Source organism: Haloprofundus sp. MHR1, from assembly GCF_005155585.1.
Lineage (GTDB): Archaea > Halobacteriota > Halobacteria > Halobacteriales > Haloferacaceae > Haloprofundus > Haloprofundus halophilus.
The window spans coordinates 134,543-150,803 of sequence record NZ_CP039833.1; the positions used below are offsets into that span (position 1 = coordinate 134,543).

18 protein-coding genes and 1 tRNA gene are annotated in these 16,261 nt (G+C 67.2%); 9 read left to right on the forward strand and 10 right to left on the reverse strand.

Annotation, left to right across the window (positions count from 1 at the left end):
- Positions 1–1,245, reverse strand: a complete 1,245-nt coding sequence (locus FCF25_RS00595; RefSeq protein WP_137046956.1) for a M20/M25/M40 family metallo-hydrolase — start codon at positions 1,243–1,245, stop codon at positions 1–3.
- A 115-nt stretch (positions 1,246–1,360) separates the two neighbouring features.
- On the opposite strand from FCF25_RS00595, the gene FCF25_RS00600 reads away from it, so the two are divergent.
- Positions 1,361–1,434: transfer RNA gene (locus FCF25_RS00600), tRNA-Lys, on the forward strand.
- A 565-nt stretch (positions 1,435–1,999) separates the two neighbouring features.
- Here FCF25_RS00600 and FCF25_RS00605 read toward each other — a convergent pair.
- The 3 genes from FCF25_RS00605 to FCF25_RS00615 form a co-directional block, all read right to left on the reverse strand.
- Positions 2,000–2,353, reverse strand: a complete 354-nt coding sequence (locus FCF25_RS00605; RefSeq protein ID WP_157972705.1) for a HalOD1 output domain-containing protein — start codon at positions 2,351–2,353, stop codon at positions 2,000–2,002.
- 45 nt (positions 2,354–2,398) lie between these two features.
- Positions 2,399–3,082 (reverse strand): helix-turn-helix domain-containing protein, encoded by a 684-nt coding sequence (locus FCF25_RS00610; RefSeq protein ID WP_117594285.1) that lies wholly within the window; start codon positions 3,080–3,082, stop codon positions 2,399–2,401.
- Between the two features lie 84 nt (positions 3,083–3,166).
- A complete protein-coding gene (locus FCF25_RS00615; protein WP_117594286.1) occupies positions 3,167–3,643 on the reverse strand; it encodes a deoxyuridine 5'-triphosphate nucleotidohydrolase in 477 nt (158 codons plus the stop codon).
- Positions 3,644–3,976: 333 nt separating this feature from the next.
- Here FCF25_RS00615 and FCF25_RS00620 point away from each other — a divergent pair, with 333 nt between their 5' ends.
- The 7 genes from FCF25_RS00620 to FCF25_RS00650 all read left to right on the forward strand — a co-directional run bounded on the left by FCF25_RS00620 (position 3,977) and on the right by FCF25_RS00650 (position 9,819).
- Positions 3,977–4,933: a YeiH family protein gene (locus tag FCF25_RS00620; RefSeq protein WP_137049326.1), complete on the forward strand. Its 957-nt coding sequence runs from the start codon at positions 3,977–3,979 to the stop codon at positions 4,931–4,933.
- A gap of 148 nt (positions 4,934–5,081) precedes the next feature.
- Positions 5,082–7,058, forward strand: a complete 1,977-nt coding sequence (locus FCF25_RS00625; protein WP_117594287.1) for an aconitate hydratase — start codon at positions 5,082–5,084, stop codon at positions 7,056–7,058.
- Between the two features lie 142 nt (positions 7,059–7,200).
- The gene (locus tag FCF25_RS00630) at positions 7,201–7,761 is read left to right on the forward strand and encodes a GNAT family N-acetyltransferase (protein ID WP_117594288.1); all 561 of its coding nucleotides are present in this window, start codon (positions 7,201–7,203) and stop codon (positions 7,759–7,761) included.
- A gap of 33 nt (positions 7,762–7,794) precedes the next feature.
- Complete coding sequence (locus FCF25_RS00635) at positions 7,795–8,289, forward strand: DUF5810 domain-containing protein (RefSeq protein ID WP_137046957.1); 495 nt, start codon at positions 7,795–7,797, stop codon at positions 8,287–8,289.
- A gap of 52 nt (positions 8,290–8,341) precedes the next feature.
- Positions 8,342–8,758: a DUF5809 family protein gene (locus FCF25_RS00640; RefSeq protein ID WP_137046958.1), complete on the forward strand. Its 417-nt coding sequence runs from the start codon at positions 8,342–8,344 to the stop codon at positions 8,756–8,758.
- A 66-nt stretch (positions 8,759–8,824) separates the two neighbouring features.
- Entirely contained in the window at positions 8,825–9,208 is a 384-nt protein-coding gene (locus tag FCF25_RS00645; protein ID WP_137046959.1) for a hypothetical protein, read from the forward strand.
- Positions 9,205–9,819, forward strand: coding sequence for an NUDIX hydrolase (locus FCF25_RS00650; protein WP_137046960.1), 615 nt, complete (start codon positions 9,205–9,207; stop codon positions 9,817–9,819). The genes FCF25_RS00645 and FCF25_RS00650 overlap by 4 nt, the downstream gene beginning before the upstream one ends.
- A 1-nt stretch (position 9,820) precedes the next feature.
- Here the strand turns inward: FCF25_RS00650 and FCF25_RS00655 are convergent, their stop codons facing one another.
- A complete protein-coding gene (locus FCF25_RS00655; RefSeq protein WP_137046961.1) occupies positions 9,821–10,594 on the reverse strand; it encodes a hypothetical protein in 774 nt (257 codons plus the stop codon).
- Between the two features lie 79 nt (positions 10,595–10,673).
- Between FCF25_RS00655 and FCF25_RS00660 the strand changes: the two genes are divergently transcribed.
- On the forward strand, positions 10,674–11,030 hold the full coding sequence (locus FCF25_RS00660; protein WP_137046962.1) for a rhodanese-like domain-containing protein: 357 nt from the start codon (positions 10,674–10,676) through the stop codon (positions 11,028–11,030).
- Here FCF25_RS00660 and FCF25_RS00665 read toward each other — a convergent pair.
- The 5 genes from FCF25_RS00665 to FCF25_RS00685 all read right to left on the reverse strand — a co-directional run bounded on the left by FCF25_RS00665 (position 11,027) and on the right by FCF25_RS00685 (position 16,193).
- Positions 11,027–11,338, reverse strand: a complete 312-nt coding sequence (locus tag FCF25_RS00665) for a hypothetical protein (RefSeq protein ID WP_137046963.1) — start codon at positions 11,336–11,338, stop codon at positions 11,027–11,029. The genes FCF25_RS00660 and FCF25_RS00665 overlap by 4 nt on opposite strands.
- A 148-nt stretch (positions 11,339–11,486) precedes the next feature.
- The gene (yciH, locus tag FCF25_RS00670; protein ID WP_058581971.1) at positions 11,487–11,780 is read right to left on the reverse strand and encodes a stress response translation initiation inhibitor YciH; all 294 of its coding nucleotides are present in this window, start codon (positions 11,778–11,780) and stop codon (positions 11,487–11,489) included.
- A gap of 140 nt (positions 11,781–11,920) precedes the next feature.
- Positions 11,921–14,158: a DUF3488 and DUF4129 domain-containing transglutaminase family protein gene (locus FCF25_RS00675; RefSeq protein WP_137046964.1), complete on the reverse strand. Its 2,238-nt coding sequence runs from the start codon at positions 14,156–14,158 to the stop codon at positions 11,921–11,923.
- Positions 14,155–15,228 (reverse strand): DUF58 domain-containing protein, encoded by a 1,074-nt coding sequence (locus tag FCF25_RS00680; RefSeq protein ID WP_117594297.1) that lies wholly within the window; start codon positions 15,226–15,228, stop codon positions 14,155–14,157. The genes FCF25_RS00675 and FCF25_RS00680 overlap by 4 nt, the downstream gene beginning before the upstream one ends.
- Entirely contained in the window at positions 15,225–16,193 is a 969-nt protein-coding gene (locus tag FCF25_RS00685) for a MoxR family ATPase (RefSeq protein ID WP_117594298.1), read from the reverse strand. Before FCF25_RS00685 ends, FCF25_RS00680 begins: the two co-directional genes overlap by 4 nt.
- Between the last annotated feature and the right edge of the window lie 68 nt (positions 16,194–16,261).

Genomic DNA, 16,261 nt, shown 5'->3' on the forward strand with positions numbered 1-16,261 from the left:
TCAGTTCTCCGCGAGGTACCGCCGCGCCGCCATCGCAATCGTCGCCCGCGCCGTCTCCACGTCCGGCCAGTGGATCGTCTCGTTCGGGAAGTGCGCCTGTTCTATCGTCCCCGGTCCGAACACGACGGTCGGGACACCGGCCTCGACGTAGTGACGCGAATCCGCGCCGTAGGTCGCGCCGCGGGCTTCTGTATCGGCTAACCCCGCGTCGCCCATCGCGGCCTGTAACGCCGCGACGACCGGTTCGTCGGCGTCGATTTCGGCGGACTCGAACTGGATGGTGAACCGCTCGAACTCGGGTGGGTGTTCGGTGAGCCACTCGCTCTCCGCGACGACCTCCGCGAGGCGCGCCTCGTACTCCTCCTCGACCTCGTCCACCGTCTCGCCGGGAGCGACGCCGATGCGAATCTCCGCCGTCAGCGACGCCGGAACCGTCGAGGACCACGACCCGGCCTCGACGCGGCCGATGCAGATGGGCCACGGGACGGGGAACTCCTCGTACAGCGGGTGGTGGACGCGCTCGCCGCGTTCGGCTTCGAGTTCCTCGAAGGCGTGACGAATCCGCTCGAAGTGCGGCAGGACCGACTCGCCGACCCACCGCGTCGCCGCGTGCGCCGACCGCCCGGTGAGGTGGAGACGCTTCATCACGGTCCCCTCCGTCGCCGTGACGACGGTCAGGTCGGTCGGCTCGGCGACGATGGCGGCGTCGCGGTCGAACGGGTAGGGGTTGTCGAGCGCCGCCGCGGCGGCTCCGATACCCCCGTCTTCCTCGCCGGTGACGCTCTCGACGACGATTCGACCGTCGAGTGCCAGTTCCCCGTTTTCGACGGCGTCGCGCACGTCAAGCGCCGCGAACACGCAGGCGGCGACCCCCGACTTCATGTCCACCGCGCCGCGGGCGGTGAGGTCGTCGCCGTTCCACGTCGGTTCGAAGGGGTCGCTGTCCCACAGTTCGTCTTCGGCGGGCACGACGTCGCTGTGGCCGTTCAGTACGAGCGTCGGTCCGGCGTCGGGGTTTCCGAACTCCAGCACGCCGGCGACGCTCGGTCTGTCGGCGACGACGATGTCGTCGGGGTCGTCCGGAAACGACGGATGCTCGGCGAGACGGTCGGCGTCCGCGTGCCACTCGACGGTCTCGAAGCCGAACTCGTCGAGTCGCTCGCGGAACCACGACTGCGCCGCCGCTTCCCGACAGTCGGTCGTGTCGAAACGGAGAAACTCCTCGGTGAAGGTCTGGAGATTCATGCCCACACCGACGACGCCCCCCCGCCTAAGCGTTCGGACGCCCGAGGGTTTCGCCGCGTTGTCGGGCGGCCGCCGATGTAAACACTTTTCAGCGCTCTCGCGTAACTCAGTTCGAGGGCTGGTAGCTCAGTTAGGCAGAGCGTCTGGCTTTTAACCAGACGGTCGGGGGTTCAACTCCCTCCCAGCCCGCTTCTGCGACGAACCACCCGACGAGCATCGCGTAGCGGTGCGAGTCGCCCACGAGGAGCGAAGCGACTCCGGAGAGAGTTGAACTACGGAACGAGGGAGCGAAGCGACCGAAGTTTCGGTGGTTCAACTCCCTCCCAGCCCGTTTTCCTGCGAACCGAGTGAGCAGTGAAAACGCTACAGGAGGTGTTGAATCAGGGAGTGAAGCGAGCGCCAGCGAGCGAAACGACCGTGGTTCAACTCCCTCCCAGCCCGCTTCTGCGACGAACCACCCGACGAGCATCGCGTAGCGGTGCGAGTCGCCCACGAGAAACGAAGCGACTCCCGTCGGTCCGCCTACTCCGTTCGCTCCCCGCCGACATCCGTTGCTCGTGCTCTGATGTGACGCAGAAGGTGGTGGGAGAACGGACGGTACGTGCTCTGTCACGCACCGTGAGCGATCTCAACGTCTCCCGAAGTCGAACTCTACCCAGTGACGTGGGTCAGCCAGCCATGTCTGATGCGGTCGTCGCGTCTGTCAGTGTTGTGATGAACGGAGACAGATTGGGGGTGCCTCCGGTCGCTCCGCTCAATCTCGTGCACTGACGCTGACTCGCCCGTCCGCTCTCACGGCGACCTCGAACCCTTCGTAATCGAAGGCGAGTTCGCCGCGGATGTCTCGCGGCCGTCGCGAATCAGGGCCGAAGAGTGCAGTCTCGAGCGCGTCGACGTCGACGCTGTCGTAGAGCGGGGAGAACTCGTTGTGCAGCGGGTCTACGCCCGCCGCGTCGGCGACAGCGCCGAGGATAGTGACACTCAAGTCGAGGGACTCACCCGGGCGATACCATGCCTCTGATGTTCCAGGTGCGTCGTTCGCGCGCCCGTCCGCGTCGACGCTGTCCTCGGTGCTCGAGTGTTCCATCGATTCGACCTCTCCGACCATACTCCATATGTAATGAGAGACTGTGTAGCATCCTCGGTTGACTGTTCAATCATTTATATACTCTAACTCCCGGTCACTCCAGTCGACGCCGGCGAGTCCGTTCTGGACGAACGTTTTGTGGGCGCGTCGGAGGCGAACCGAGGCCGCCTGTGCGGAGATCCCCATCTCCTCCGCGAGTTCGCTCAGCGTCGTGCGCCGCGGCACCTCGAAGTATCCTCGGTCGAGCGCCCGTACGAGAATCTCGCGCTGGGGCCCCGTCAGACCGAACGACTCGCCGGGCAACTCGCCGCTCTCGCTGTACACGGCCGTCAGGTGACGGGTCACGTCGACGTCGAGGTCCTGTTTGTAGTACGCCTGGAGCGCTTCGCGGTCGGGAAACCGCATCCGAATCTGCCAGACGCCGTCCTCCCACGTCATGTTGATATTCATCGCGCCCAGTTCGACCACTGCCGGGTACGCCGAGAAACTGTGCCCGTACTCGGTGTATTCGAGGTGGTAGAGGCGTTTGTCGTCGACGTCGACGAGCGGGGTGAGGTTGGTCACCGTCGGGTCGTCGTCGACGGCGGCGGCGAACTCCTCCGCGGAGATTCCCGTCACCCAGACGAACAGCTGAATCACGCCCGCCTCGTCCGTCTGTATCAACTCGACGTCGGCGACGACGCCGGGTTCGGAGGAGAGTGCCTGCTGGAGAATCGGCGTGTCCAGAACGAACTCCCCGATGAGACTCATCTAGGCGCATCCAGTCGTCTCGAGGTAAAAAGGATGACTCTCCGACAACGTTTGCCGTGCGAACGGTTGGCTCCCGATACGTCGTTACAGATTCTCGCCCTGGTAGCTCCCGTCGTAGGTGCCGTCGTGGTCGGCCGCCGCGAGCACCAACTGCGCGATTCGCGCCCCGCGCTCTATCTCGACGTCGTGGTGGACTTCGAGGAGACCCTCGCCTTTCCCCTCGTAGCCGGCGTCCCACACCGCCGTGTTCAGCATACAGGAGTTGCGCAAGAGCGACGACCGCGGGTAGATGAAGCCGACGTGGTCCTCCGGGATGCGGACCGTCTCCGCGTACCGGACGACGTAGCCGCCCGGCGGGAGGTAGTACGTCTCCGTCTCGCCGTCGGTCTCCTCGCGTTCGACCGCCTGTCGGTCGCCGACTTCCTTCCCGTCGCACCCGATACGACCGGGTTCGCGCTGTTCGAAGACCGCTTCGAGCGTCAGGTCGACGCCGTTCGGTTGCAGCTGCTCCGCCGAAACGGGCGAGACGTTGTCGCCGACGAACGAACCTGCTCGGTACATGTCTCGGCATGTCGGTTCCCGGCAGATAGCCGTTCCCGTTTTCTACGGGCAATTCTGTCCGCTACGCGTGTCGCATCACACAACGGTTATCACCGTCACGCCGCTACAGGTTCGGTAGTTATCGATGGTCTCTCGACGCTCTCTCACCGTCGGCGTATCTGATGTAGCGGTGATTTTAGCCGCCGTCTCGGCGACGCGGCGGCGACGGGTTGCACGCGGACAGCAGGCGACGACACTCGGGCTCAGAATCCCTCTCGTCGACGGTCTCAGAATCTCTCTCGTCGACGGTCACCGGTGACGGTGGCGCCGACCGTCACTCGACGCCTCCCCGGGATGGCGCTCCTGGCCGGTATCGCGGTCGTCGCGTCCGCGGTAGGGTCGGCGGTCCCGGCCGTCGACGGCCTCGTTCTCGCCATCGCTGGCGGCGCACTCGTCGCCAACACCGTCGGCGTCGCCGACCGATTCCACCCCGGTGTGGCTCTCCACACGCCGCTGCTGGAGGCGGGAATCGTGCTCCTGGGTGCGAGTCTCTCCGCCGAGGCCGTCCAGTCGTCCGGGCTCCTCCTCGTCGGCCTCGTGACGGCGACTGTCGTCTCGGGACTCCTGTTTGTCGAGGCGCTCTCGCGGGTTCCGTTCGACCTGCCGACGAAAACCGGGTCGCTTCTCGCCAGCGGCGCCAGCGTCTGCGGCGTCTCGGCGGCGGCGACGGTCGGCGGGAGCATCGGCGTCGACGAGGACCAACTGGCCTACGTCGCCGCCAGCATTCTCCTCCTCGACGCGGTGACCATCGTCGTCTTTCCGGCGGTCGGGAGCCTGTTGGCGCTCGACTCCACGGAGTTCGGCGTCTGGGCCGGTCTGACGATGTTCAGCACCGGGCCGGTGACGGCGGCGGGGTTCGGCTACGACGCCGTCGCCGGACGGTGGGCGACGCTCACCAAACTCCTCAGGAACACGTTCATCGGAGCCGTCGCCGTCGGCTACGCGCTCGCGTACGCCGCCGACACCGATTCGAAATCGGTGGCGGCGCGCCTCTGGTCGGGGTTCCCGACGTTCCTGCTCGGCTTTCTGCTGCTCGCGGTCGTCGCCAATCTCGGCGCGTTCTCGGCCGGGCAGTTGGAAATCATCTCGCGGGCGGGTGACTGGTTGTTTGCGCTCGCCTTCGCGGGACTCGGGCTCGAAATACGACTCGAGGCGATGCGCGACGCCGGTCTCAAACCGCTGTTGGTGTTGACGACGTACCTCCTCGTCGTCGGCGCCGTCGCGCTCGTCGTGGTGACCGCGCTATTTTAAACGCGTCGCCGCCGCGGTCGAGTTTTACTCGGTTCCGGATTTACACCGCCAGTTTCGCGAAAATTGCCGCCTCGATGCGATTCCACACGGTTCTTCGGGTAGGAAACACGCGGGATTTATATCCGACGGGAGACGACCATCGGACGTTATGGGACAGACGGTAACTGAGAAAATTCTCGCCGACCACCTCGTCGAGGGTGAACTCACGCCCGGCGAGGAGATCGGCATCGAGATCGATCAGGTCCTCACGCAGGACACGACAGGAACGATGGTCTGGCTGCAGTTCGAGGCGCTCGAACTGGACGAAGTCCAGACCGAACTCGCGGCGCAGTACTGCGACCACCAGACGTACCAGTTCGACTTCAAGAACACGGACGACCACCGCTTCCTCCGCTCCGCGGCGGGTACGTTCGGCGCACACTTCTCCCGACCGGGCAACGGCATCTGCCACAACGTCCACAAGGAGAACTTCGCCGCGCCCGGCAAGACCCTCCTCGGTTCGGACAGCCACACCCCGACGCCCGGCGGCCTCGGTCAGCTCGCCATCGGCGCGGGCGGCCTCGACATCGCCGTCGCCATGGGCGGCGGCGCGTACTACGTCGAGATGCCGGAAGTCGTCAACGTCCGCCTCGAGGGCGAACTGCCCGCGTGGTCGACGGCGAAGGACGTCATCCTCGAGATGCTCCGTCAGCTCTCGGTGAAAGGCGGCGTCGGCAAGGTGTTCGAGTACACCGGCCCCGGCGTGGAGACGCTCTCCGTACCGGAGCGCACGACCATCACCAACATGGGCACGGAACTCGGCGCGACCTCCTCCATCTTCCCGACCGACGAGAAGACCAAGGACTTCCTCCGCCGCGTCGGCCGCGAGGACGAACACGTCGACCTCCAGCCCGACGACGACGCCGAGTACGCCGACGAGATCGTCATCGACCTCTCGGACCTCGAACCGCTCATCGCCAAGCCATCGATGCCCGACAACGTCGTGCCCGTCCGCGAGGTCGCGGGCGAGTCCGTCGACCAGGTCATCATCGGCTCCTGTACGAACGGCGGCTACCCCGACATCCTCCCGGCCGCGAAGATGCTGAAGGGCCGCGAGATCAACAAGAAGACCGACCTCATCGTCGCGCCCGGCTCGAAGCAGGCCTCCGAGATTCTGGCCCGTCAGGGCTGGACCGCCGAGATGATGGCCGCGGGCGTCAACTTCTCCGAGGCGACCTGCGGTGCGTGTATCGGCATCGGTCACGTGCCCGCCTCCGACTCCACGTCGCTGCGCACGTTCAACCGCAACTTCGAGGGCCGCTCCGGCATCGAGGACGACTCCGTCTACCTCTGCTCGCCGGAGGTCGCCACCGCGGCCGCCCTCAAGGGCGAAATCGTCGACCCGCGCGACCTCGCCGACGAACTCGGCGACCTCGAGGATCCGGGCCTCGAACTGCCCGACAAGTACGACGGCTCGAAGGCCGACCTCATCGCGCCCGACGAGGCCGTCGACGACGACCTCATCAAGGGCCCGAACATCGGCGACGTGCCGCTGAAGGACCCGCTGCAGTCGCACCTCGAAGGTGAGGCGCTCCTGAAGATGACCGACAACATCACGACGGACCACATCATCCCGGCGACGTCGGACATCCTCAAGTTCCGCTCGAACGTGCCGAAGCTCTCGGAGTTCACGCTCTCGCGCGTCGACGAGTCCTTCGCACAGCGCGCGCTCGACGCCGACGGCGGCTTCCTCGTCGCCGGCGAGAACTACGGTCAGGGCTCCTCGCGCGAACACGCGGCGCTCTGCCCGATGTACCTCGGCATCGAGGGCGTTCTCGCGCAGTCGTTCGCCCGCATCCACAAGGCGAACCTGTTCAACTTCGGCCTCGTCCCGCTGACCATCGACGAGGAGACCTACGAGAAGATCGAGCAGGGCGACGACGTCGAAATCGTCGACGACGTCGGCGACGGCGTCCGCTCCGGCCAGGAGGAGTTCACGGTCCGCGTGAACGACGACTGGGAAGCGACCGCCCAGCTCGACGCCTCCGAGCGCGAGCGCGAGATTCTCGCCGCCGGCGGCAAGCTCTCGTGGACGAAGCAGCAGTACGAAGAAGGCGGCAGCGGCGCGACGCCCGCCGACGACTGAACGCGCGTTCGCACCCGACTTCTCTATTTTTCGCTCGCCGAGCGGCCGCCTCGTCACCGCCGTCTCGGACGGTCACTCGAACGGTCACTCGAACGTGACTGTTGCCCGCGCGCTTATTATTCGTCGCCTCGAACGGCCTCCCGTGACCACCATCCCCGCCGACGCCGAAGGAACGACCGTCCGACGCGCCGAGCGGGCGGACCTCCTCGACGTGTTCCGAATCGAGAAGACCTGTTTCAAGCAGCCGTGGCCGTTCGCGGCGTTCGAGCAGTTTCTCGGTGAGCCCGGTTTTCTCGTCGCCGTCGACGGCGTCGACCAGTCAGCGGAACCGAGCGACGACGGCGTTCGTGTCGAGCGCGACGACGGCGGGTGCGCCGAACGCGTCGTCGGCTACGTCGTCGCCGACGTGATGCCGAACTACGGCCGCGACATCGGCCACGTCAAAGACATCGCGGTACACCCCGACGCACGCGGACGAGGGCTCGGTCGGATGCTGTTGCGGCAGTCGCTCGTCTCGATGGCGCTCGGCGGCGCGAACCTGGTGAAACTCGAAGTCAGAGAACACAACGAACCGGCGAAGACGCTGTACGAGAGCGAGGGCTTCGAACCCCTGCGGCGCATCCCGCGGTACTACGAGGACGGCGAGGCGGCGCTGGTGATGGTCGTCGACGCCGACGAGTGGCAGCGCGGCGGCGAGGAGTAGTACGCTTTTTTCGCTCCGGCGACAACGACGAGCATGGGATACGCCTGTCCGGTCTGCGACGTGCCGCAGCGCGACGCCGAACATCTCGCCAACCACCTCGCGTTCACGGCGATGCTCCGCCACGAGGAGCACGAGGCGTGGCTCGACGAGCAGATTCCGAACTGGAGCGAGCGCGGCCCCAAAGAACTCGCCGGGGTCGTCCCCGACCACGCCGAGGAGACCGAGTACGACGAGGTGTTCGAGGACACGGTCGGGTCGACGCACACCGAGCGTGGCCACCAGCACGGACACGGCCACCAGCACGACCACGACAGTTCCCCCGGCGGCTTCTTCGACCCGGGTTCGGCCGCGCAGCGCGGGTCGGGGTCGATGAACGCGGAGGCCCAGCAGGTGCTACAGGAGGCGCAGGAGTTGACCCAGCAGATGCTCGAAACGGACGAACCGGAGTCGGACTCGGCCGCGAACGAAGAGAGCGAGAGCGAGGTCGACGACGCCGAGGTCGGTGACGGCGACACCGACGAGGAGTAACCGGCGACCTGGGACGGAAACGCGTTTAGGACGACGCTCCGACAGGGCGAGCATGCAGACTGACGGCGCGTTCGCGCCCGACTCCGAGGACGAAGCGCGCGAGCTGTACGACTCGGTCGGCCCCGCCGCACAGGTCGTCGTCCGCGAGACGGCCAAAGCGATGGAGTTCGACCGCGACGAGTACCGCGACCGAGTGACCGGCGAAGTCGTCGAGACGGCACGCGACGCGCTGTTTGCCTCGTTGCTCGTCGTCCACGACGGCACACGCGAGGAGTTCGAGGCGTGGTGCGACGAGCACCCCGACTACGAGGTGGAGCGACTCGGCAGTGAGAACGTCGACAACGTCGTCTGGCACGCGGTTCCCTTCGCGGACCGCGTGCTCGCGGCGACGTACCAGAACGAACCGGAGGCGGCGGCGGGGACGCTCCGGCGGCAGGCGTTCGGCCGGGTGTACCGCGACCTGTTCTGACGCGATTCTCCGACTTCGCGCCGCCGCGAGCGCAACCGGTTTACTTACCCCGTCCGAACGACGGACGTGCGACCGATTACGCGCCGCGTGCTGGCGCTCGTCGTCCTCCTCTCCGTCGGCCTGCTGGCGCTGGGGGCGCTCCCGAGCTATCTCGGCACGGGCGACCCGTACTACCTCACCGCCGAGGAGACGGACGCCTCGGGCCCGGCCGTGAACGTCACCGACTTCTCCGGCCAGCGGTATCCGTACCTCTCGACGGCGCTCGCGGAGGGCCGTTCGGAGGGGTATCAGAAAGGTCCGTTCGGACTGAAGGAGTCGTTCACCCACTCGCCGTTCGACGAACGGGACGCGCTCACGACGCAGAACCCGGACGCCGAACGCGACGGACGGGTACTCGTCGAGTACGACGGGACGCGCTACTGGGTCGCCGTGGAGCAAGTGCAACCATGAGCGACGAAACACACGACGACGGCGACCGCGACGACAGTAGGACGAACAGCGCAGCCAACGGCGGTCGCCGCGACGCGCTCGGCGACCCCAAGTGGCCCGTCCTCGACTCGAAGGCCGAGTACGAGACGGGGTGGTTCACCGGCGGCTACGACCGGGTCCGGCAACCCGACGGCACCGAGAAACAGTACTACTGGGCGGAACTCTCGACGGCCGTCGTCGTCGTCGCGGTGGCGGAGGGCCACGTCCTCTTCGTCGAGCAGTACCGACCGACCGTCCGCGAGACGCAGTTGGAACTCCCCGCAGGAATCGTCGAGCAAGGCGAGTCGTTCACGCAGGCGGCCGAGCGCGAACTCCGCGAGGAGACCGGCTTCGAGGCGTCGAGTCTCTCGCTGCTGCAGGAGTTTTGGACCTGCACCGGCCTCCTTCGACACCGCCGCGGCATCGTCTTCGCGGAGGGTCTCTCGCCCGGCGAGCGAGAACTCGACTCCAACGAGTTCCTGACGCCGAAGGCGGTACCCATTGACGACGCCGTCGCCGTCGCCCGCGCGCAACCGACGAACGACGCGACTATCGAGGGACTGTTGCTGGCGAAAGACGACGGGCTGTTGTAATCTATCCGTCGAGCGACTGCAGACCGACGACGACTCGGTTGACCACCTCGTCGACCGTCGGCGACGGAATCGACTCCGGTTTCTCCACTTCCGTCTCGCCGACGTCGCTGACCGTCGCCTCGAACTGGCCGGTCGAGACGTCGTCGCTCATCAGGTAGTGTCCCGCCGAGGCGTCGTCGGTCACGTTCATCGTCGCGCGGGTGACGATTTCCCGGTCGCGGTCGACGTGGAGCGTCAACGTCGCGGTGCTGTTCTGACTCCACGGCCCGAAGTACATCGCTCTCGTCTCCTCACCGGTGAGGTTCGCGCGGAGGACGAGGGTCCCGTTGTCCGCCGACACCTGCTCGAATGTCGCGTTCTCAACCTGCTGCGGTCGGAAGAGGTGAATATCTGTGTACGACTTGCTCGGCTTGGAGTTCCACGCGCTCGGTGTCTCGGACGTGGTGTTTCGCGTCCACACCGTGTGGTGGGTGTACATCGCCTCGTACCGGCGGTCTGCGATATCCGCGCTGCCGTGCGCGCGTCCGCTCCGCCCGTCGACAGCGTACGCGAACCGGTCGTGTGCCCCGCTCTCGAACCGAACGTCGAGGTCGTAGGTGTAGTTCGTCGCTCGCAGGTTCTCCATCGCTGTCGTCGCTTTCTCGGTCGGCGTGTCGTCGGCGGCGATGGCTCGGTGTTCGGCGGTCGGTGCGGGTTGGAGTGTCAGCGCGCCCGCCGCGGAGACGACGAGGAGGGTGACGAGGAGGAGGGCTATCCGTCGCGGGGGTCGTTTCATATCACGAAATTACGTAACACAATAATAACCGTTTCCCCGCGACCCGCGCCCTTATCCGTCTTCGCCGGAATGTCGTGATATGGACGGCGAAATCACGCCCGAAGAAGTCGAGGAGCTCCTCGACGGCGAGAACCCGCCGCGAGTCGTCGACATCCGCTCGCCGGCAGCGTTCGACCGCGAGCACATCTCCGGCAGCGAGAACATCCCCTTCGCCGAGTTGCCGAACCGCGTCGAGGCGCTCGCCGACGCGGACCGAATCGTCACCGTCTGCCCGCACGGGCAAGCCAGCCAACAGGCCGCCCGCCTCATCAAATCCTACGAGGGGACGAAAGACGCCCGCGTCGAGAGCATGAAAGGCGGACTCACCTCGTGGACCGGCGATGTCGACTCCGCGCGGCCGACCGAGAGCGACGAGGGACCGCAGTCGCCGTTTTAATTCTCCATTCGGAAGGAGACGAGTTTCGTTACGACACCGGCGACGACGACGGACTGCACGAAGAGAAATCCGTAGACGAGTAGCCAGATACTCGCCCCGGAGTCACCCGGAAACTCGTAGTAGAGATACCAATCGGTGAGTGAGGCGGCGACGATAGCCGGCGCACCGACTATCATCAGGTCTCGCGGAATCAACCCCCACTCCGCCAACGCGACGACGACGCCGGTCACCGTGAACATCGCGAGCGTCACCCGACCCCACAATCGCCTCGTACCGCCGTCTGGGGCGAACAGATTCGGAGCGTTCACGCTCATCGCTCTCCGTCGTCGCACAAAAGTATTGAGTAAGTGACACCCGTCCGCGGCGGCCGGGTGGACTCGCCTCTCTACGAGGGGAGCGGTGAAAGAACGGAGACTCGACGTGAGGCCGAGTCAGGAGTTGGTCATGCGGGCGTGGTCACGCGACGTTGAACCCTTTGTCGCGGAGGAAGTCCTCCACGCGACCACTGTGGTTCCCCTGCAGTTCGATGGAATCGTCTTCGATGGTTCCACCGCAGGCGAACTTCGACTTCAGGTCCGAGGAGAGACTGCTCATGTCCACGTCCTTGGGGTCGAATCCTTCGATGACCGTTACCTCCTTCCCGTAGCGGCGCTCGTCGATGCGGATGCTGATCTCTTGGGACTCTCGCGCCACGTCTTCGCAGACGCAGAGTTCCTGAGGCAGCCCGCACGTCGAGCAGACTTCCGACATTACAAGGCGGAACTACTCGATGGGGGTACAAAACAGTGTCGGGAACCGGTCCCCTCGGTCGCTTTCCGTGGGCTCTCACCGCGGGGGTCGCCTACGACCGAGGCTGCGACCGACACCGCGGCTGTCGCTGGTGACGACCGCTACGACCGGAACCGTCCCAGTATCGGCGTCGACCGGCCGACGAGCGCGTCGACCGTCTCGATCGCCGACTCCGCCTCGTCGCGGCTGACGCCCGGCCCGTACCGGGCGCGCTCGTACACCTCACCGACGCGGAGCGCTCTCTCGTCGAGGCCGAGTCGGGAGAGACTTCGCAAGTACCGCCGCGGCGTCTCGCCGGGTCGACGCGCCCGGTACTGTCGGGACAGCAGGTATTCGAGTCGCTCGAACGCCCGCTCGGTATCCCGCTCGGGCGTCCGTCGCCGTCCCTGAACCCGCACCCAGACGCTCCGATACGCTCGCGTGCTGACACCGGTTCGGCGCGCCACCGCCGCCAGTCCGACGAGCGCCGCCAGTCCGACGCCGAGCGTCTCGCTCGACGGGAGGCCGCCGCCGGCGTCCTCCTCGGCTGCGCCGACGCTCTCGCTCGTCGTCGGCACGGCCGTCTGGTTCTCTCCGAGTCCGCTCACCGCCCCACTGGGACGGCTCTCGTTCGCGCCGGACTGCTCGGCCTGCGGCCCGTCGACGTCCGCGCTCGTGTCGGTGGACGTCGTGTCGGTAGTCGTCTCGTCCGGCGTCTCGGTGGGCGTCGGCGTCCACTCGCCCTCCGAGGAGTTGTCGGTGTCGACGTTGCTCTCGTCGCCCTGTCGCGCGCTCTCCAGACGAGCGTTCTCGGCGGACTGACGCGGGTCGCTCGGCGTCGGGTCGAACTGCACCCAGCCGACCTCCGGGAAGTACACCTCGACCCACGCGTGGGCGTTCAGCCCGCGGACGACCCACTCGTTCTCGGCGACCTGCTGACCGGGCGTGTAGCCGGTCGCCATCCGCGCGGGAATCCCCTCCGAGCGGAGCATCACGGCCATCGTCGACGCGTAGTACGTGCAGTATCCCGCCTCCATCTCGAAGAGGAACGCGTCGGCGACGTCGCCCGACGGTTCGTCGACGGTCAGCGAGTACTCCTTGGTCGACTCCAGATGCTCCTCGACGGCGACGGCCTTGTCGTAGGCGTTCTCCTCGCCTTCGGTCACGTTCGCGGCCCGCTCGCGGAGGCGGTCGGACGTGCTGTCGGGTAACTGGAGATACCGCTCCGCTACCTCGTCGGGGTAGTCGTCGCTGGAGCGCCGCAGCTGCTCGGACGTGTAGCGCGGCGGTTCGCTGACGACGGTGTAGCTCTCGTTCGCGCGGAGCGACCCGCCGGCGCGCAGCGTCCCCTGGTCGGTGACGAGCGCGTCGTCGGCGGGGCCGCCCCGCAGTTCGACCGGTTCGGCCGCCGCCGGCAGCGACTCCAGCCGCGTCCGCGCGGTCACGCGCTGGGTGAGTTCGCGGCGCTCGCCCGGCCCGCTCTCCAGTCGGCCGTCGTACACTCGGGTCTCGGATTCGGACCGCACCCACCCGCCGCCGGTGTAGCGGTCGTACACCGAGGTGCGCCAGTAGCGCGGTTCAGCGCTCTCGACGCTGAACCGCACTTTCGGTGACAGTCTGATGCTCCCTTCGATGTCGACTTGGTCGCTCGACTGGACGAGATTCTGTTCGCTCGTCGGCGCGTTCGTCTCCGGGAGCAGCGGTTGCGTCGCACCGCCCGGAACGACCGACAGCGACGCCGAGGCGACGATCATCGCCGCGATTACGATAGCGAACGTATCCAGTTGCGCGCTGACACCTCCGCGGGCTTCGAGCGTTCCCAGGCCGACCGCGCCGGCGACGCCCACGACGCCGGCGAGCGTCGTCAGGGGGTCCGCGTCGCCCGTGAGTACCAACAGCAGGAGCGTCGCCCCGCCGACCGTCGCCGCGCTCACGTAGCGCCGACGGAGCGCCAGATACCACGTGAAGAACACCGGCGCGGGCGTCGCCGCGAGCGCCCACACGTCCGCCTGCGCCAGCCGCAGCACCGACAGACCGGTGAGCAACGCCACGACGTCTGCGAGCACTCCGTCGAGAGAGAACGCGGCGCGCTGCGCCTCCGGTAAGGAGAAGAAGTACGCCGCGAACCCCGCCAGGAGAAACAGCAGCGTCAACACGAACGCCGTTCGCGGCCGGAACAGCCGCGCGACTCCCGTCGCGGCCAGCACGGTTCCGGCGACGACGAGGAGATACGTCGCACTCTCGCCGACGCCGACGACGTCGGTGATGTGATAGAGCACGCTCGTGAGCGCGAACAGTAACAACGCGACGGCCGCGAGCGCGCCGCCGCGGAAGGTGCGGCGACTCGTGCGACGGCTCACGCAGTCTCACCCGTCGACCGCTGGCCGCCGTCCGAGCGCGCGGTTTCCGGCCGGTCGGTCGACGACTCCCCGTCTGCAGCGGCGCTTCTGTCGGTCGCCCGTCGCCTCTCGGTCAGCGCCTCGAACGACGTCTCCCGGTCGTCGACGAGCACCCGAACCGCGTCGCGCTCGGCGCGGACGACCACGTCGGCGGTCGCCTCCGGCGGTTCCCCTCCGCCGGTTCGCGCCAGCAGTTCGAGCAACCGCCGTCTGTCGCGGGCGGTCGGTTCCGCGTCGATTCGTCCGCCGGGCGCCGAGACCGTGACCGGCACGCCCGCCTCCAACAGCGCGAACGAGAGGCTGGCGACGGCCTCGGCCATCGCGTCGGCGCGCTTTGTCTGCCCGCCCGCCGTGAGCGTCACTGCGCGTCGCTCCTCGTCGGCGCTGTACTCCGTGACGATGAGGTTGCCGCGCTTGGCGCTGGAGCGCCAGTGAACGTCGCGCAGGGCGTCGCCGGGGCGGTACTCGCGGATGGTGTTGAACTCGTCGCGGTCCTCGGTGAGTCCGACGCCGTGGACGCCCGAGAGCTCCGCGCGCGCCCACCCGGGGACCCGCCGAACCGACGGATAGACGAGCACGCGGTCGGTGTCGCGGCAGGTAAACTCCGTCTCGAGCAGCCCGAACACGTCGCGCGCGACGACGGTCACGGGACCGAGCGTGCGCTCGCCTCGTCGCTCGTACGTCACGTCGTAGCCGACGGGGTCGCCGCCGACGGTGGTCTCGGTTCTCGCCGCGCCCGTCCGGCGCGAGAGGCCGTCGCCGACGCGGTCGACGACGTCCGCGCTGTACGGCGTCCCGTCGGTCGCGAGTTCGAGCGTCACCTCGTGGGTCTCGCCGACGAAGCCGTCGTCGGGGACGGCGCGGTGGACGCTCGGCTCGTCGAACGACTGGAGTTGGACGACCGCGGCGACGAGCGCGACGAGCGCGGGGAAGACGACGGCGTTCAGCGAGCGGGAGCCGTACAGTTCGGCGGCGACGACCCCGGCGACGCAGACGCCGACGACGGCCACACCGCGCCGCGTGAGTCTCATTCCACCGAGACGGCCTCTAACGCCGCCTGAACGACACTCGTCCCGGTTTCGCTTCCCGTCTCCGGACGGATGCGGTGGGCCCACACGCTCCGGAGCTCCGTCTGCACGTCGTCGGGAACGACGTACTCGCGGGCGTCGAGCACCGCTCGGGCCTGCGAGGCGCGAACCAGCGCGATGCTGCCGCGCGGACTGACGCCCAGTTCGGCATTGTTCCGCGTGTACGTCGCCAGTTTCGAGACGTACGACCGGACCGGCTCGGACACCTCGACGGCGGCGACCGTCTCTCGCGCCCGCAGCACGTCTTCGGTGGTCGCGACCGGTTCGAGCGTCTCGATGGGGTGCCGGTTCGAAACGCGGCCCAGCAGTTCCGTCTCGTCGGCCTCGTCCGGGTAGCCGAGACGGAGCTTCTTCATGAAGCGGTCGATCTCGGCGATCGGTAGTTCGTACGTGCGACTGAGTTCGACGTCGTTCTGCGTCGCGATGACGGTGAAGGGGTTCGGAAGCGGGTGCGTCGTGCCGTCGACGGTGACCTGCGACTCCTCCATCGCCTCCAACAGCGCGCTCTGAGTTTTCGGCGGCGCGCGGTTTATCTCGTCGCCGAGGACGACGTTGCCGAACACCGGACCGGGCTGGAACTCGAACTCGCGCGTCTTCTGGTCGAAGACGTTGACGCCCGTCACGTCCGACGGGAGCAGGTCCGGCGTGAACTGGACGCGCGTGAACGAACAGTCGACCGAGCGGGCGATAGACCGCGCGAGCATCGTCTTACCGACCCCCGGCACGTCTTCGAGCAGCAGATGCCCTCTGGCGAGAAGCGTTATGACCATGTGCTCGATGGCGTCGCCGTGGCCGACGATGACGCGCTCGACGTTCTCGGAGATCCGCCCGACGAGGGCCGCTGTCTCCTCGACGGGTAAGGCTGTGCGTTCGCTCGCTCCGTGGGTCGTCGTCTCTGCGTCAGTCATATGATGCGTAGTGAGGACACATTCGGCACTGCTCGGGCGTCGCGTCGGTCCGGGTTAACTGGCCGTGA

Bases quoted from the DNA above. Each gene is read 5' to 3' on its own strand.
- yciH (WP_058581971.1), bottom strand. From the start codon at position 11,780: ATGTCGGAAGTCTGCTCGACGTGCGGGCTGCCTCAGGAACTCTGCGTC.
- FCF25_RS00620 (WP_137049326.1), top strand. From the start codon at position 3,977: ATGGCGCTCCTGGCCGGTATCGCGGTCGTCGCGTCCGCGGTAGGGTCG.
- FCF25_RS00640 (WP_137046958.1), top strand. From the start codon at position 8,342: ATGCAGACTGACGGCGCGTTCGCGCCCGACTCCGAGGACGAAGCGCGC.
- FCF25_RS00625 (WP_117594287.1), top strand. From the start codon at position 5,082: ATGGGACAGACGGTAACTGAGAAAATTCTCGCCGACCACCTCGTCGAG.
- FCF25_RS00685 (WP_117594298.1), bottom strand. From the start codon at position 16,193: ATGACTGACGCAGAGACGACGACCCACGGAGCGAGCGAACGCACAGCC.
- FCF25_RS00595 (WP_137046956.1), bottom strand. From the start codon at position 1,245: ATGAATCTCCAGACCTTCACCGAGGAGTTTCTCCGTTTCGACACGACC.
- FCF25_RS00680 (WP_117594297.1), bottom strand. From the start codon at position 15,228: ATGAGACTCACGCGGCGCGGTGTGGCCGTCGTCGGCGTCTGCGTCGCC.
- FCF25_RS00635 (WP_137046957.1), top strand. From the start codon at position 7,795: ATGGGATACGCCTGTCCGGTCTGCGACGTGCCGCAGCGCGACGCCGAA.
- FCF25_RS00605 (WP_157972705.1), bottom strand. From the start codon at position 2,353: ATGGTCGGAGAGGTCGAATCGATGGAACACTCGAGCACCGAGGACAGC.
- FCF25_RS00655 (WP_137046961.1), bottom strand. From the start codon at position 10,594: ATGAAACGACCCCCGCGACGGATAGCCCTCCTCCTCGTCACCCTCCTC.
- FCF25_RS00610 (WP_117594285.1), bottom strand. From the start codon at position 3,082: ATGAGTCTCATCGGGGAGTTCGTTCTGGACACGCCGATTCTCCAGCAG.
- FCF25_RS00615 (WP_117594286.1), bottom strand. From the start codon at position 3,643: ATGTACCGAGCAGGTTCGTTCGTCGGCGACAACGTCTCGCCCGTTTCG.
- FCF25_RS00660 (WP_137046962.1), top strand. From the start codon at position 10,674: ATGGACGGCGAAATCACGCCCGAAGAAGTCGAGGAGCTCCTCGACGGC.
- FCF25_RS00650 (WP_137046960.1), top strand. From the start codon at position 9,205: ATGAGCGACGAAACACACGACGACGGCGACCGCGACGACAGTAGGACG.